This is a genomic window from Pararhizobium sp. P1_E7 (assembly GCF_056405855.1).
Window position 1 is genome coordinate 147,726 of sequence record NZ_JBFUBH010000006.1, and the last position, 14,586, is coordinate 162,311.

Consider the following 14,586-nt stretch of genomic DNA (forward strand, 5'->3'; position numbering starts at 1 on the left):
AAGAGCTTTGCAAGCTTGGTCACATAACCGCTCGCATGAACCATCCCAGCCATGGATTTATGACAACGACGCCGGTGCCCTCAAAGTCCTTGACGTTACGGGTGACCACCGTCAGCCCGTGAGTGAGGGCGGTCGCAGCAATCAACGCATCGACTTCATTGCGCCGATCGAGAATGTGCAGATGCGCGTATCGTGTCGCGACGGCGTCGTCGACCGGTAGGATCCGGCCGGTGAATTCAGGGCGGACATGGGTGTCAAGCCAGGTGCGCAACCGGGCGCCTTGAAGGGCATCGCGACGCTGTACACCCAGGACGCCACGTTCCAGCTCCAGAATAGTGATGGCCGAGATAAAGAAGGATACCGCATCTTCGCGTCCGATCCACGCGACGACATTGGCGTCGGCCTTGCCGTCACCGATCTTACGCAGTTCGGAGACGACGTTGGTATCCAGCAGATAGGTCAAGACAGATCCACCGCGCGGGTAACAATCTCGACACGCTCGGGAGAGAAATCGATTTCGGAAAGCCCGGGCATGGAAAGGGTCTCGATCAGGCTGCGGCGCTTGCCGGAAAGGCGCTTGAATTCGTCATACGTCATCAGCACGTGCGAAGGTTTGCCCCGGTCCGTGATGATGACCGGTCCATTTTGCGCTGCTTTCTTGGCGCTGCTGACGTCGTGATTGAGTTCACGGCTTGTAAAAGTGGACATGTCACAGCGCTCCGATGTAGGTATGTACCTACATATAGCATGTGTCGCGGCCGATTCAAGTCAAGCTGTACGTCATGCGGTGGGAAAGACATTGTGCATGGATGGAATGAAGCGGAGCAGCGTTTCATTCCATCCATGTCATTTAATCAAGGTCATCAGGCCGCTTCCCAGGGGTCGATTGAAAACTTTTGAAGCCGTTCAAGAATGAGAAATCGTTCCAACAGGAGCGGATCCATGCACCAACGCCGCCGGCAACTGCATCCGCCGCGCCGGCGCCCACTGCAGCGACGAGGTCGGTGCGGTGCTGAAGCTTGCATGCTGAGTCTGATGCGGCAAACGTCGCTCGCCTATGCTATATATTAGCGGGCTATATTTTAGGGGAATTCTGGATCCGGCATAGAGGCGGGCGGCAGGAGGGGCGGATGCTCGAAAGTCGGGGCAACAAACCACGACAACTGACGAAACCATCGCACCGCAAGGGAAGCCCCTCCGAACACGGAGGCGAGCGGCGGATCGTCACGGCCCTCTGTTATGATCTGGCCGGGTCGACGAGACTTCTCCATCTGCTCGACATAGAAGACTATCAGGAACTGATCGTTGCATTTCAGAATGCGGCAAAACAGGCGATAATCTCTCATTCCGGCGTCATGCTGCTTGAGGCCGGTGACGGCGGCGTTGCGCTCTTTCCGATGGAGCTGGGCGCGAAGGATGCGGCGTCGCTCGCCATTCGCGCGGGTCTCGGGATTGTCGATGGCTGCGCGCGCGTTGGCCGGGAAGCCGGGCGCGACGACTTGCACGTTCGCGTCGGGATTGCGACATCCGTCGCGCTCATCCAGGCGATGCAGGAGGAGAAGGGGGAACCCGTTGCGGGGGCTGCACTGGCCATAGCCACCCGTCTGGAAGAGATCGCTGCACCAGACAGCGTTTTTGTTTCGGAAGACACGCGCGACCTGGCTGGCAGGTCGCATGCTTTCGTGTTCGAAGGCGCCAAGACGCTCAAGGGCTTCACCGTGCCGGAAAAGGTGTGGCGTGCGCTCGGGCACAAGATCGAGGTCGACAGGTTCTACGCGTTCGGTAGCCTTGGCGGCCCCTTCATTGGCCGTGAAAGCGAGTTGAGCACGATCGCCGCCTGTTGGGAAAGGATCCCCGCGAAGGGTGGCGAAATACTGCTGATCGAGGGAGATGCAGGCATCGGAAAGTCGCGCCTTCTGCGGGAAGTCCGCAGGATGACTCGCGACCGGCGATCAGGGCTGTTCTTCTTCCAGTGTCTGCCCGGGGGGCATCGCTCGACGCTGCATCCCCTGTTGAACAGCATTATGGGCGCAGCGTCGGGACAGGACGGTCAACTCGGCCTGTCGGCTTCCGCTGTGGCGACCCCCTTTGAGCGAAGTGGCATTCACGACGCAGAAACGATTGAAACATTCGCGTATTTGCTGGGTGCGCTGGGACGAAATCAAAGGCTCGCCGACAACAACCCCAAAGCGATCCGGGAAAAGGCCCTTCGCGCCGTCTTTCGCGCACTCACGGCGTTGTGCGCGAACGGGCCGATCGTCCTGGTCGTCGAAGACATCCACTGGATTGATCCAACCTCCCGGGATTTGCTGGCGGAGGCGGCCCGGATTGCCCGCCAGCTTCCGGTTCTCCTCGTTGTGACCTCACGTCTGGGGTTTGCGGCGGACTGGCTGGATGCGGCCAACCCCACGCGGCTGACGCTGCTCCCGCTTGATCGTGGCGAAACCCGGCAGGCTATCGAGGCACGATGGCCGGAGCACCGGCGGGCCATGCTTCCTGAGCTCTACGACGTCATTGAGAGGATATCCGGCGGCGTTCCGCTCTTCATCGAGCAAATCTGCCAATGGGTCTCGGAGAACGTTGCCGCGGACACTATGAGCCTGTCGGAAAACGCTAAACCCAGCCATATGTCGGCATTCGAGGAAATACTGGATGCACGCCTCAACCACCTGGGCACGGCCAGAGACGTGGCACGAGCCGGAGCCGTTGCGGGCACCCGGTTCACGCTATCGCTGCTTCGCGCGCTGCTGCCGGGGCTTGGCAAGAAGTCTTTGGCCAAGGCCGCCGATACCCTGTGCGATTCGGGGTTCCTGGTGCGGATCAGGGCGCGGGGGCATATCGCCTACGGTTTCCGGCACGTTTTGATTCAGGAAACGATCTACAACGCGCTCTTGCGCAGGCAGCGGCAGGCATTGCATCGGCGGCTGTTCGGTGCCGTCAGCCAACACCGCCAAATGGCCGCCTGGATCGACACCGGAACGCTGGCCGAACATGCCGAACGGGCGGGGTTCATCGAAAGCGCAATCGAACTGTATACCGCGGCAGGACAGGAAAGCTCGAGCCGATCGGCGATGGTAGAGGCGCGCAACTATCTGGAGCACGCCTTGGCGATTTGCGACCAATTGGGCGAGGGGCATGCGATCGAGCCATTGCAATTATCCGTGCTGACTTCGCTCGGCCCCATTCTGACCGGTCTCGTCGGTCTGAACTCGCCGCCGGCCCGCAAGCTCTATGAAGATGGCGTGGCCATCGCCCGCCGGCAGCCGATGGAGGATCAGCCCAGATGGTTTCCGATCTATTGGGGGTGGTGGTTCACGGGATCGGATTTCCGCGTCATGCACGATCGCGCTCTGCAGGTGCGGGCAATGCTGGCCGGGGCGGAAGATCCGGAGATCGAGCTCCAAGTCAACCATTGCATCTGGGCGATCGATTTCAATCTCGGCAACCATCGAGAAACCCAAGATGCGATCAAGGCAGGGCTTGCGCTTTATGACGAGCAGGCGGCGAAAACCAGTCGAACGTTGTTTGGCGGCCATGACGCCAAGGTCTGCGGTCTGGGGCAACTGGCCCTTTCTCTATGGCTGACAGGGCAAACGAAAGCATCGGACACGGCTCTTTCGAGGATGGTGGCTTTCGTTGACAGGATTTCACATGCGCCGAGCAAGGCGCATTCGCTTGATACGGAAGCGGTGTCCGCGTTTTACCGGGACGACTATGGGCGTCTCACCGAAATTTCCAACAGAATGGCAGACTTCGCGAAGTTGCATGAGATGCAGTCGCTGTCCGGCCTGTCGCTGCTCTTCGCCGGATGGGCTCGTGCACATGGCGAAAGCCTCACGAGCGGGCATGCGATGTTTCGCGAGGGGCTGTCGCTCCTGAAAATCCTCGGTGCTGTCGCAGATCTCCCGATTTATCTCTACATGCACGCGACGCTGCTCGGACTTGAGGGCAAATATGAGTCGGCAGTCGAGGTCACGAACGACGCGATCGAAAAGGCCAAGGAAACCGGCCATGCCTATTGGCTCGCCGAGCTTTACCGCCGCCGCGCCGTTCTTCACGCGCGGGTCAACACGTCCAAGGATCCCATTGTCGCCGATCTGCGCTCAGCGGTGGAAATTGCCGAGAGCCAGGGAGCAAAGACGCTTCTAAGGCGGGCGAGACATTCAATTCAGGAGCTTGGCGTTGCCGTTCAGCGTTAAACCAGCGGGCCGGAAAACGGACGACCCGTCAAGCCTTGACGCGATGCTCGCGACCTTTCGCGGCGCTGTGGTTTCGGGCCTTGGCAAACCCCTGTCGCCACCCGCAGGCCTTCAAGAGGCCGATCGATGCTTGCGCGCGATTCTACCACTGTGCCGTCGTGCGCGCATAACCCGGCTGGGCGATCTGACCGGACTTGACCGGATTGGCCTGCCGGTGGTTCAAGCGGTTCGACCCGCCGCCCTCTCCGAAGTCACGTCGCTCGGGCGGGGCCTTGCCATGGCGGGAGCGGCAGTGGGGGCGATCATGGAATCGCTCGAGCGGTTCTACGCCGAAGCCATTCCCTCGGCGCGGGTATTTTTCGCGACGGCGGATGAACTCAAGATCGCTGACGGCCTGTTTGAAAATCTTTTGGCGCCTGATCGCCGGGGGAACTGGCGGGCAAGGACGATACCCTGGATCACCGGCATCGACATCACGACCGGTTTCCCACAATCGGTCCCCCTGGAACTTGTTCACACCTGCTACACGGATCCGCCGCCCGCCCATGATGGGCTGTTCATCCGCACGACCACGGGTCTTGCCTGTCATATGACCGTGTTCGGCGCGTTTCTGCATGGATTGTTCGAATGTATCGAGCGTGACGCCGTCGCTCGTGCCTTCGCCACCCACGGCTTCTTCGATCGAATGCGCATTTCCCCTGTCGGGTTGGGTGACGGCGTTGATCACATACTATCCGTTGTGGGCGAGCACCATATTTCCTTCGGCCTTTGGCTCGTCCCTTCGCCAGCAAATGTCCCAGTGGTCTGGTGCCAGACGATCGAGACGGGCCTCGGCGAGCCGATCCTTGCGCTCCCGACCGAGGGGTATGCGGCGGGACCAAGCATCGCTGCTGCGGCGCAGAGCGCGATGCTCGAAGCGTTGTCGGCACGGGCCGGGGCGATATCGGGCGCGCGCGACGATCAAACCCGGGAGCATTACAGACGCAGCACCGACGCGATCGTCGCCAAAGCCCGCCAGCTCATTCTCGTGGACACGTCCGGCCTGCCGCGCCCGGCGATCGAAGCGGGCGCCGTTTCGGACCTCGGCTCGCTCATCGACAGGGTCCTATCCGCCGGCATGGGCCCGATATTGGCTGTGCCAGTGGGAGCGGACGTCGAAACCGGCGTTCAGTGCGTAAGAACCATTCTTCCCGGAGCCTGTCCCTTTTCCATCCTGCGGTGAGTGTTCACATGGTCGATACGAGCGAGGAAGGTCCGATCCTGGTGTTTCTTGGTCCGACACTTCGGTTGGCCGAGGCCGAGCGGGTTCTCGACGCCATCTATCTGCAGCCCGCCGCGCAAGGCGACATTCTGCTTGCCGCCCACGCATTCCGCCCGCGGGCGATGGTCCTGATCGACGGGCAATTCGAGGACAGGCCGGCTGTCCGGCACAAGGAAATCCTCTGGGCGATGGCGCAGGGGATCGTCGTGATCGGCGCGGCGAGCATGGGCGCGCTCAGGGCGGCGGAACTCAGTGAATTCGGCATGATCGGTGTCGGCCTGATCTACAGGTGGTATCGGCGCTGGCGGCTTGCTCCCGATGATGCCGTCGCCATTCTTTCGGGGCCGCCGGAGCTCGGCTTTCTTCCTTTGACACACGCACTGGTCGATCTCCAACGGACGTTCGTCAGCCTGACACGCCGGAATTTGATAACCGCCGCCGAGCGCGATTTGCTCACAACAATTGCGCGAAACATGAACTTTCGAGAGCGCCGGTTCGAAGCCATCATCCGGGATGCGGGGTGCCGGGAGGAAAGGTTCAAAGAGCTGCGGAAGGAGATGGTGGGACAAAAAAGACTGGACGCCCTCCAAGCATTGCGAAGCGCGCGGGCCCTTGTAATGCAGGAAAATGCGGGGCGCGCGAGCACCGCGTGGGTTGCAACGAACACCTTTGTCCGGGATCTCGAGGCTGGCGGCATTGACTTAAAATTAGTTAACACTTATAAATTGAATTCTTAATTGCGGATTTTCAATCGAGGGAGCAATTATGCGATGCGTCTGCTTCGGGACGATTCCCTCGAGTCCGGAGATGCGCGTGTCGGTACGCGCTTCTGGATTTATCCCCAACCACCCTTCATTCCCGGATACGAACAACCCGATCGCGTGTGGCTGTCGATACAGCGCGACGAAATAGGCGAGGGCCCCAGCGACCTGTCCATGTATGTCGCGGATCCGCTCTATGACAAGCGGCCCTACGGCCTCGCGGGCTTGCCGCCATTCGACGGGGCGAAGCGGGCGCCGGTGAGGCCGGGGCCGGACCGTCACTTCGACAACATCGATCCAACCTCCCGTCCATTTCTCGCGGTTCACGCCTATGCCTGCGTGCGTTTCGTTCTCGACATCTGGCAGAGTTATCTGGGGCGACGGGTCCACTGGTTCTTCGATCAGACCTTTCCAAGGCTTGAAATCGTTCCATTTATCGATTGGGACAATGCTCAGGCGGGCTACGGCTTTCTGGAACTGGGTCGTTCCGACGTCGATGGCATACTGCGACCTTACGCGTTGAATTTTGACACGATCGCGCACGAGGTCGGGCATCTGATCATGCTGTCGGAGACGGGCATGCCAGCCGCGACATCGCCTGACGGCGACTTCTTTTCGTTCTCCGAAGCCTTTTCGGACTGTGTTTCGCTGATCTCGTTCCTGCATTTCGATTCCGCGATTGACCGGCTTCTGCGGCGAACGAGAGGCAATCTGCTGCTCTACAACGAACTGAACCGCTTTGCGGAAACGAGCCCCGAAACGCAGATCCGCCTGGCGACCAATTTCCGGCAAATGTCCGCAGTGACGCGCGAGGTGCACGACCGGGCGCTGCCGTTCGTCGGCGCCATCTTCGACAGCATCGTTGCGCTTTATCATCGCGATCTGGTCGCGAATGGTTGCGCCGACAGACGGCTTCTGGATGTCGATATCCGGGAACTGGCGCGGGACGAATTTGACACGTTTCATCGGGTGACGGCGGAGGCATTCAGCATCAAGCCATTGTATTTCAAGCTGGCACTGACCGCCGCGCGCGACGCGGTGGGCGCGGCACTTGCCGCCTCGTTGAGAGCGCTTGATCCGGGCACGCTGCGGCTGGACCAGGCGGCAGGCGCCGTCATTGCCGCAGCGGACGGGGCGGCGGCCGAACTGCTGGAAGAGAATTTTGCGTGGCGTGAAATCATAGGTTCGAGGTGAAATACAAAAGGAGAGCGAGATGAGCGACTGCAGCTGTCACCCCGGCGTGGGACCGATTCTGGAAGGTTTGTCTGAGCCGGATTATGAATCTTACAATCCGAGCGAAGTGCGCCTCTACGGTCGGCCTGCTATGCATCGGCCAATATTCAAACTTTCGGATGAGACTATCAGTAAAGAAATTTCTGAAAATCTTGAGGGCCTTGCGTTTGAACCCGCTGACATGCAGAGAATAATAAAGGCTGTTAAAGAAGTTGCGGCTTTAAAAATCAAAAATGATGAAATATTCAGTATCGTTAACCAGCAGATAGTTTTGGCTATTGTTGATCATAAGCTAGAACTACAACAGCTTCCTGTTGATATCAGTATCCCGTCGAAAAATTTTCGAGGTGATGACGGACGGTATATAAGGAGCATCGGCGTGATTTACGGCTATGCTTACGAAGGGCATTGCTACAAGTTGTCAAAACCTCAGATCATGTATTTGCCCGAAGAAGCGCGTCTTATTAAGGGCGGGGATTGCGGGTGCGATTGCGGGTTTGTTCCGGAACTCGGCTATGCCGTGTGGCAGATCGACAAGCTTGAACGCGTCGTAGCACTCGACGTCCGTTCCGACGATCTCAAGACGCTGGTATTGGACGAAAACCTGCCAGGCAACCGGTCGCCGCTCGCCTATGCGCAGACGATGGCGCTGGCTCCACAACGATACCGGGACTGACGGGAACGCCGCTCGCGGGCCCGCGTCATGCGGCGACAATTGTTGGGTCTATTCCCGGCGTTGCTCAGCGCTGCCGGCGGATGGATGATGTCCGCGAAAAAGGACGGCGTCGGACGCGCTTTCACAAAACAAGACCCGCCAGCTTTCACCGGCGGGTCTCCAGCACACTCAGTGCTAAAAAATCTTACTTCGCCTTCTCGCCGGCCAGGAACTCGTCGCACCAGCTCGGTCCGGATGATTTTTTCACGTCGCCGAGAACGTGGACCGAGCGGATGACGTAGTCGGAGGAGACGTTGAGCTGGACGGAGCAGCTCAAGAATTCGGTGCGGGCAGAGGCGATCTTCTTGCCCTTCTTGCCGTTTTCGCCTTCCGCGTATTGCGCCGGGATCGTCCGCTTCTTGTAGCCACCCTTCCAGGAATAGACCGTCATGTCGCCGCTCGCAACGTCCGACTGCGGCGGGCCGAAGGCTGCGAAGAAGACGCCGGCGGGCTGTCCCTTCCAACGGGCCTCAACGGCATTTCGGGCAGGGCCCACAGTGGTGCAGCCGGCAAGCGCCAGCGCAAGGCCGGCCACGGTCATCAAGCGGAAATTCATCTGGTCACGCCCCTTTGGCTTTCGTTCTGATCTGCCAAGGCGGCGCAATATGCTGGTGGCCAAGGCTTGTCGATTCTGCCTCTAGCGCTAAACTCATGGAAAGAAAATCGGCTGAACGGCTTACAGGCGCGACCATGCGCATAAATTCGCAAGCGTTGCCGAAAGGCCCCAATTCAAGGCGCTGCCGGCAGCCTTGAGCCGGCCCATTCCCGAGCCGAGCCCCGCGCCGCACGCGCTGTGCAACGCGACTTATCCCGTTGTTTTCAGTCAGCTTGACGATTTTTCCAATTAGACGCTTGTGGAAAGGAAAATGCTGTTCTATAGAGGCGCCGCTGGTCACGGAGTGTAGCGCAGCCTGGTAGCGCACGTCGTTCGGGACGACGGGGTCGGAGGTTCGAATCCTCTCACTCCGACCAGCTTATTCAAGGCTTTCAATGCCTTGTTTTCAATTTTTCCCCGCATGATTTTCGAAATGCTTCTCAGTCGTATCCGGGGCGTACAAAAGCCTGGCGGGCGCCGCTCTCTTCCTTGACCGAAAAACGCAAGTTGACTTACAACTGCAGGCATCTGCCGTGTCGCAGATCCCCGTCATTTCCCGTGCCCGCCGGTTCCAGGCGGTTACCCGGCCATCAGCAGGAAACCCCGACCCATGTTCGACATTCTCTGGCGTAGCGCGGTTATCGGCGCAGGCGGCACCGTGCTGATGGATATCTGGGCTTTCCTGCTCTTTCTTTTGGCTGGCCAGAACAAGCCGAACTGGGCGCCGGTCGGCCGCTGGTTCTGGCACTTACGCAGCGGCAAGGTCTTTCACGACGATATCGGCAAGTCCAAGCCCTATGAGCATGAGCAGGCGCTCGGCTGGATCAGCCACTATGCCGTCGGTATTGCCTACGGCGTCCTGCTGGTCGCCATCACCGGGCCGGCATGGCTTGCTGCCCCGACATTTCTGCCGGCCTGGATCGTCGGCATCGTTACCATCGGCGCCGGCTGGTTCTTGCTGCAGCCGGGGCTCGGGATCGGCTGGGCCGCTTCGAAGCTGCCGAATGCCAATAAGGTGCGCTTCCTCAACTTCGTCTCGCACACGGTTTTTGCCACTGGCATGTACGGCACGGCATTGCTGATGCAGCAAATTTAAAGTGTTACAGCGACATTTGTGCGTCATGAATGATGCGCGGCGCTTTAAGCCGGTTTCTTGCCGGGGTGATTACCGTGCTATGGCTGTCGGCCAATGCCGCTTGAGGAGATGTTTTGAAAAAGATTGACGACCTGATCGCCTCCGTGACGAGCATCCACGACCGCTACAAGGCCGGCCGCATGGAGCGTGAAACCGTGCGCGAATGGGTGCTTGGCCTTGGCGGATACCCGGCACCCTACGCCGAACCGCTCAGCGAAGCCGCCGCATGGTTCAAGCCGCTGCGCGATATGGAGCCGGATGCGCTGAAGGCGGTTGATCTGGAGAAGTTGACGGCGATTGCTGGTGCGGCAACGGTTGTTGCTTCGGCAGGCGTTTCGATTGGCCGGTCGCGGTAAGGGGCTGTCAGATTTACAGGCGCTGAAAAGGGCGCCAAGTGGCGCCAGCCACTAACCCAAATGCGGAAGCACTCAAATTTTACGCTTCCCGCATTCTTGAACAATGACCGCTCTCGGCCCGTCCACACCGGAACGTCGCACTAGACCGGTAGCCTTGCCCCGCTTCGTCATGGTAGGCCTGCTTTGTTTCGGGGAACCGGAAGGAGATAGCCACCCCGGATGGTGAGTCGCATTTCGACGAAGTTGAGTTGCCGACAACGAAGAGGTCTGTACATCCCGATGCCGAGCCGTTCGACGTTACAGCCAGTTATCCGGCGTCCCGCGTCCGCATCACCCACATCCCTGCAGGCATGCGAGAGGTTGCTTGGCATACGGTCCCCGAGCCGGTGCTTACGGTCAGGCTGGATGGCTCGGTTGAATACGAGACGAGCGACGGAGAGGTGCGCCACGTTCAGGCGGGTAGCTTCGTGTTGGTAGAGGATACACACGGCAAGGGCCATCTGTCCCGTCATTCCCGAGAGGCGCAGACTGTCATCTGGATTTCACTACCCAAAGGCCTCGAGTTGCCGCCCGCATAGTCTGTCTGCCCGGTCGCGGCTCACGTGATTCCGCTGAGAGTGGGAATGTCAAACAATCGGTTTCAACATCCGCCGAAAACGTAAAAGGGGCCTCGCGGCCCCTTTTTCAATCTACCTATAGGCGTTTCACCCATCAATCCCGTCGAGCACTTCGGCGGCCTTGCCGGCGGAGATGCGGCGGATGTCGGCTTCTTCGCGGCGGGCGGAAAACAGTTCGGTTGCCATCAGCTGGTCGGCGAGATCGGCCGGCAGCGACAGGAGCACGCGGCTGTCTTCGGTATGGATGCCGGAAAGCGACGAGCGCTTGGCCGTGATCATGCCGCCGGCCACCGTGTTGTTGGTGTCGGGATCGATCAGGATGAAGGCGCCGGTGGTGCGGTTCTGCTCGTAAGAGTCGAACACGGCCTGCTCGTCGAAGGCGAGGTGAACCTTGCCGATGGCGTTCATGGCCAGCGTTTCGGTGTGGTGGCTCCACTTGCCGCTCTTGAGATCCAGCTGGCTCGACGGCTCGACGGTGACGCGCTGGCGGCGCGAGCCGCTCTTCAGCCAGTAGCGCTTGCCGGGCTGGATGCCGTCCGATTGCAGGGCCACGAGCTGCGCATCGAAGGCAAGGCCGGTCTGCGGCTGGCTTTCGAGCGAAACGATCATGTCGCCGCGCGACACATCGACCTGGCGGTCGAGCACCAGCGTGATGGCATCACCGGCAACGGCTGCGTTGCGCACCAGATCGAAGGTGACGATCTTGGTGACATTGGCAACCATGCCGGACGGCAGGATGACAACCGAATCGCCGGGCTTCACCGAACCGCCGGCAACCGTGCCCTGATAGCCGCGAAAGCTCTCGCCCGGACGCGAGACGCGCTGCACCGGCAGGCGGAAACCGACCGTCTGGGCGGAGCGGACCGTTGCCAGTTCCAGCACCTCGACCAGCGTCTGGCCGTCATACCAGGGCATGGAAGCTTTGCCGTCATAGACGACATTCTCGCCCTTCAGCGCCGACATCGGGATGGCGGTGATCTGGCGCACGCCAAGCGACAAGGCGAGCTCACGGAACTCGTGGTTGATCTGGTCGAAACGGGCGCGATCATAACCGACCAGGTCGAACTTGTTGACGGCCAGCACGAACTGCTTGATGCCCATCAACGAAGCGATGGTGGCGTGGCGGCGGGTCTGCTCCAGAAGGCCGGTGCGGGCATCGACGAGCAGCACGGCGAGATCGGCGGTCGAGGCGCCGGTTGCCATGTTGCGGGTATACTGTTCATGGCCGGGGGTGTCGGCGACGATGAACGAGCGCTTGTCGGTGGCGAAATAGCGATAGGCGACATCGATGGTGATGCCCTGTTCGCGCTCCGCCTGCAGACCGTCGAGCAGAAGCGCGAAATCGGGCAGGCCGAGATCGTTCTGCTTGCCACTGTCACGGCGCAGCGTTGCCGCCTGATCTTCCTTGACCGCCTTGGTGTCCCAGAGCAGACGGCCGATCAGCGTGGACTTGCCGTCATCGACGCTGCCGCAGGTGATGAGGCGCAGCGGGCGCGTGTCGCGCGGCAGACGCGCGGTCTCGTTCGCCGGAAACGCGGTGATCGCGCCTGTGGTGGCCTCAATGACGGTCTGTGCGCCAGTATTTTGAGCGATTGCGGAAACGGTCATCAGAAATATCCTTCGCGCTTCTTTTTTTCCATCGAACCGGACTGATCGCGGTCGATGGCGCGGCCCTGCCGTTCGGAAACCGTGGCGATTTCCAGTTCGGCAATGACCTCTTCAAGGTTTGTGGCCTGAGATGGGATGGCGCCCGTCAGCGGGAAGTCGCCGAGCGTGCGGAAACGGATCGAGCCGTGCTGGACTTTCTCGCCGGGCAGCAGTTCCAGCCGCGGGTCTTCGGCCAGGATCATCATGCCGTCGCGTTCGACGTAGGGGCGCTCCTTGGCGTAGTAGAGCGGCACCAGCGGGATATCTTCCACCTGGATGTAGCGCCAGATATCGACCTCGGTCCAGTTCGACAGCGGGAAGGCGCGCACGCTTTCGCCCTTGCGGATCATGCCGTTATAGATGTTCCAGAGTTCCGGCCGCTGGGCGCGCGGATCCCAGCGATGCTCGGGCGTGCGGAACGAATAGATGCGTTCCTTGGCGCGGCTCGCCTCTTCGTCGCGGCGCGCGCCGCCGAATGCGGCATCGAAGCCGCCGGCGTCGAGCGCCTGGCGCAGGCCTTCGGTCTTCATGATGTCGGTGAACAGCGCCGAGCCATGGCTGAACGGGGTGACGTTTTCGGCGGCACCGCGCGGATTGATATGCTCGATGAAGTCGAGATCGTACTTCTTCACGGTCTCGTCGCGAAACGCGATCATCTCGGAAAATTTCCAGCCGGTGTTCACGTGCAGCAGCGGGAAGGGCACGCGGCCGGGATAGAAGGCTTTTCGCGCCAGGTGCAGAAGGACGGAGGAATCCTTGCCGACCGAATAGAGCATCACCGGCTTGTCGAACTCGGCGGCCACTTCACGAAAGATATGGATCGCTTCGTTCTCGAGCGCCTTCAGATGCGGATCGAGCGGTGTTTTTGTCGTCTGCGGATTGTGCAGTTCCGTTTCCGGAAGAGTACTGGGCATTGCAAGTCTCCGGGAGTGTCTGTGATGCGAACCTGCGCGGATTATCGCGCAATGCTGCTTGGAAGGGGGCTGCTTGGAAGGGGGCTGCTCGAAAGGGCGCTGCTCGAAAGGGCGCTGCTCGAAATCGACGAGGCTTGCGGGAGGGCCGACGCTGCGGTTTCTGCAACGTGGAGGCCGCATTCGCGCTTCTCGTCGTTCTCCCACCACCAGCGGCCGGCGCGCTCGGGTTCGCCTGGCTTGATGGCGCGGGTGCAAGGCTCGCAACCGATCGACGGGTAACCACGGCTGTGCAGCGAATTGACCGGGATCGCTTGCGCCGCAACATGGGCACGGATCGTTTCGATATCCCAGTCGGCCAGCGGATTGACCTTGATCAGGCCGCGGTCGAGGTCGGCTTCGGCAAAGGGAGTGTCGGCACGKTTGCCCGACTGGCCCCGGCGCAGGCCGGTGATCCAGAAGGATGTCCCTTCGAGTGCGCGCGCAAGCGGCTTCACCTTGCGCGCACCGCAGCACGCATGGCGGGCTTCGACGCTGTCGTAAAAGCCGTTCGCGCCATATTTGGCGGCATAGGCGTCGATATCGTCCTGTTCGGGGTGGAAGCGCTTGATCAGGATGCCGTAGGTTTCTTCGGTCTTGTCGATCAGCGCCACGGTCTCGTTGAACAGGCGGCCGGTTTCGAGCGTCGAGACTTCGATGTCGAATTTGCCTGTGCCGATGGCGGCGGTGATGACCTGGTCTTCGATGCCGAGGCTGGTGGTGAAGACCGATTTTCCGTCGAGCGAGGCGATCAGCGCCAGCCGACCCGAAAGGTCGAGGCTTTCCAGTTGGCTGTTGAGCGCATGAGCGCGATTTTCAAGCGATGCGGATGTCATGGGAGGAAATCCTGATTTTGTTGTCCCGGAATATCGCAGCCGTGTGTGACAAAAGACAGAAAAACGGATTTCTAATGTTGCCGGATCAGAGCAAATATCTCTCCGATGGGCAAATAACGCAGAATAGCGGATGAAAAGACATGGTTTATTGCTATAATCTATCGTTTTTGTAGTTTATCTTCTTTTTTGATCCCGTTTTGCATCGCGCTGCGCTCCATCGGTAATCCGCATGCGCAGGGCGGTTCGTGCTGGCGCGTTGAAATCGGTTCCTGGATTTGGTA

The 14,586-nt window shown here is 60.2% G+C and carries 14 protein-coding genes and 1 tRNA gene; 9 read left to right on the forward strand and 6 right to left on the reverse strand.

The features are described from left to right. Nucleotides 1-19 precede the first annotated feature (19 nt). Together AC1D17_RS09360 and AC1D17_RS09365 are read right to left on the reverse strand one after the other, a co-directional pair. Complete coding sequence (locus tag AC1D17_RS09360) at nucleotides 20-463, reverse strand: PIN domain-containing protein (protein ID WP_477565128.1); 444 nt, start codon at nucleotides 461-463, stop codon at nucleotides 20-22. Continuing rightward, complete coding sequence (locus AC1D17_RS09365) at nucleotides 460-708, reverse strand: type II toxin-antitoxin system Phd/YefM family antitoxin (RefSeq protein ID WP_477565129.1); 249 nt, start codon at nucleotides 706-708, stop codon at nucleotides 460-462. Before AC1D17_RS09365 ends, AC1D17_RS09360 begins: the two co-directional genes overlap by 4 nt. Before the next feature lie 422 nt (nucleotides 709-1,130). On the opposite strand from AC1D17_RS09365, the gene AC1D17_RS09370 reads away from it, so the two are divergent. Genes AC1D17_RS09370 through AC1D17_RS09390 form a run of 5 tightly spaced genes read left to right on the forward strand, consistent with a single transcriptional unit; the run spans nucleotide 1,131 to nucleotide 8,130 of the window. Next, on the forward strand, nucleotides 1,131-4,199 hold the full coding sequence (locus AC1D17_RS09370) for an ATP-binding protein (protein ID WP_477565130.1): 3,069 nt from the start codon (nucleotides 1,131-1,133) through the stop codon (nucleotides 4,197-4,199). A gap of 43 nt (nucleotides 4,200-4,242) precedes the next feature. Then, on the forward strand, nucleotides 4,243-5,421 hold the full coding sequence (locus tag AC1D17_RS09375; RefSeq protein ID WP_477565261.1) for a YcaO-like family protein: 1,179 nt from the start codon (nucleotides 4,243-4,245) through the stop codon (nucleotides 5,419-5,421). A gap of 8 nt (nucleotides 5,422-5,429) precedes the next feature. Then, nucleotides 5,430-6,197, forward strand: a complete 768-nt coding sequence (locus AC1D17_RS09380) for a TfuA-like protein (protein WP_477565131.1) — start codon at nucleotides 5,430-5,432, stop codon at nucleotides 6,195-6,197. Between the two features lie 33 nt (nucleotides 6,198-6,230). Further along, nucleotides 6,231-7,415 carry a gluzincin family metallopeptidase gene (locus AC1D17_RS09385; RefSeq protein WP_477565132.1) on the forward strand — a complete coding sequence of 395 codons (1,185 nt, stop codon included), beginning with the start codon at nucleotides 6,231-6,233 and terminating at the stop codon, nucleotides 7,413-7,415. A 19-nt stretch (nucleotides 7,416-7,434) separates the two neighbouring features. Next, a complete protein-coding gene (locus AC1D17_RS09390) occupies nucleotides 7,435-8,130 on the forward strand; it encodes a hypothetical protein (RefSeq protein WP_477565133.1) in 696 nt (231 codons plus the stop codon). 184 nt (nucleotides 8,131-8,314) lie between these two features. On the opposite strand, the gene AC1D17_RS09395 is transcribed toward AC1D17_RS09390, so the two are convergent. Beyond that, entirely contained in the window at nucleotides 8,315-8,725 is a 411-nt protein-coding gene (locus AC1D17_RS09395; protein ID WP_477565134.1) for a hypothetical protein, read from the reverse strand. 339 nt (nucleotides 8,726-9,064) lie between these two features. On the opposite strand from AC1D17_RS09395, the gene AC1D17_RS09400 reads away from it, so the two are divergent. The 4 genes from AC1D17_RS09400 to AC1D17_RS09415 all read left to right on the forward strand — a co-directional run bounded on the left by AC1D17_RS09400 (nucleotide 9,065) and on the right by AC1D17_RS09415 (nucleotide 10,833). After that, nucleotides 9,065-9,141: transfer RNA gene (locus AC1D17_RS09400), tRNA-Pro, on the forward strand. A 233-nt stretch (nucleotides 9,142-9,374) separates the two neighbouring features. Beyond that, nucleotides 9,375-9,860: a DUF2938 domain-containing protein gene (locus AC1D17_RS09405; protein WP_477565135.1), complete on the forward strand. Its 486-nt coding sequence runs from the start codon at nucleotides 9,375-9,377 to the stop codon at nucleotides 9,858-9,860. 113 nt (nucleotides 9,861-9,973) lie between these two features. After that, the gene (locus tag AC1D17_RS09410) at nucleotides 9,974-10,255 is read left to right on the forward strand and encodes a hypothetical protein (RefSeq protein ID WP_477565136.1); all 282 of its coding nucleotides are present in this window, start codon (nucleotides 9,974-9,976) and stop codon (nucleotides 10,253-10,255) included. 248 nt (nucleotides 10,256-10,503) lie between these two features. Beyond that, entirely contained in the window at nucleotides 10,504-10,833 is a 330-nt protein-coding gene (locus AC1D17_RS09415; RefSeq protein WP_477565137.1) for a cupin domain-containing protein, read from the forward strand. Between the two features lie 126 nt (nucleotides 10,834-10,959). Here AC1D17_RS09415 and cysN read toward each other — a convergent pair whose 3' ends face one another. The 3 genes from cysN to AC1D17_RS09430 are packed head-to-tail and all read right to left on the reverse strand — an operon-like array spanning nucleotide 10,960 to nucleotide 14,305. After that, nucleotides 10,960-12,480: a sulfate adenylyltransferase subunit CysN gene (gene cysN, locus AC1D17_RS09420; RefSeq protein WP_477565138.1), complete on the reverse strand. Its 1,521-nt coding sequence runs from the start codon at nucleotides 12,478-12,480 to the stop codon at nucleotides 10,960-10,962. Then, complete coding sequence (gene cysD, locus AC1D17_RS09425) at nucleotides 12,480-13,433, reverse strand: sulfate adenylyltransferase subunit CysD (RefSeq protein WP_477565139.1); 954 nt, start codon at nucleotides 13,431-13,433, stop codon at nucleotides 12,480-12,482. The genes cysN and cysD overlap by 1 nt, the downstream gene beginning before the upstream one ends. 41 nt (nucleotides 13,434-13,474) lie before the next feature. Beyond that, on the reverse strand, nucleotides 13,475-14,305 hold the full coding sequence (locus AC1D17_RS09430; RefSeq protein ID WP_477565140.1) for a phosphoadenylyl-sulfate reductase: 831 nt from the start codon (nucleotides 14,303-14,305) through the stop codon (nucleotides 13,475-13,477). Nucleotides 14,306-14,586 lie beyond the last annotated feature (281 nt).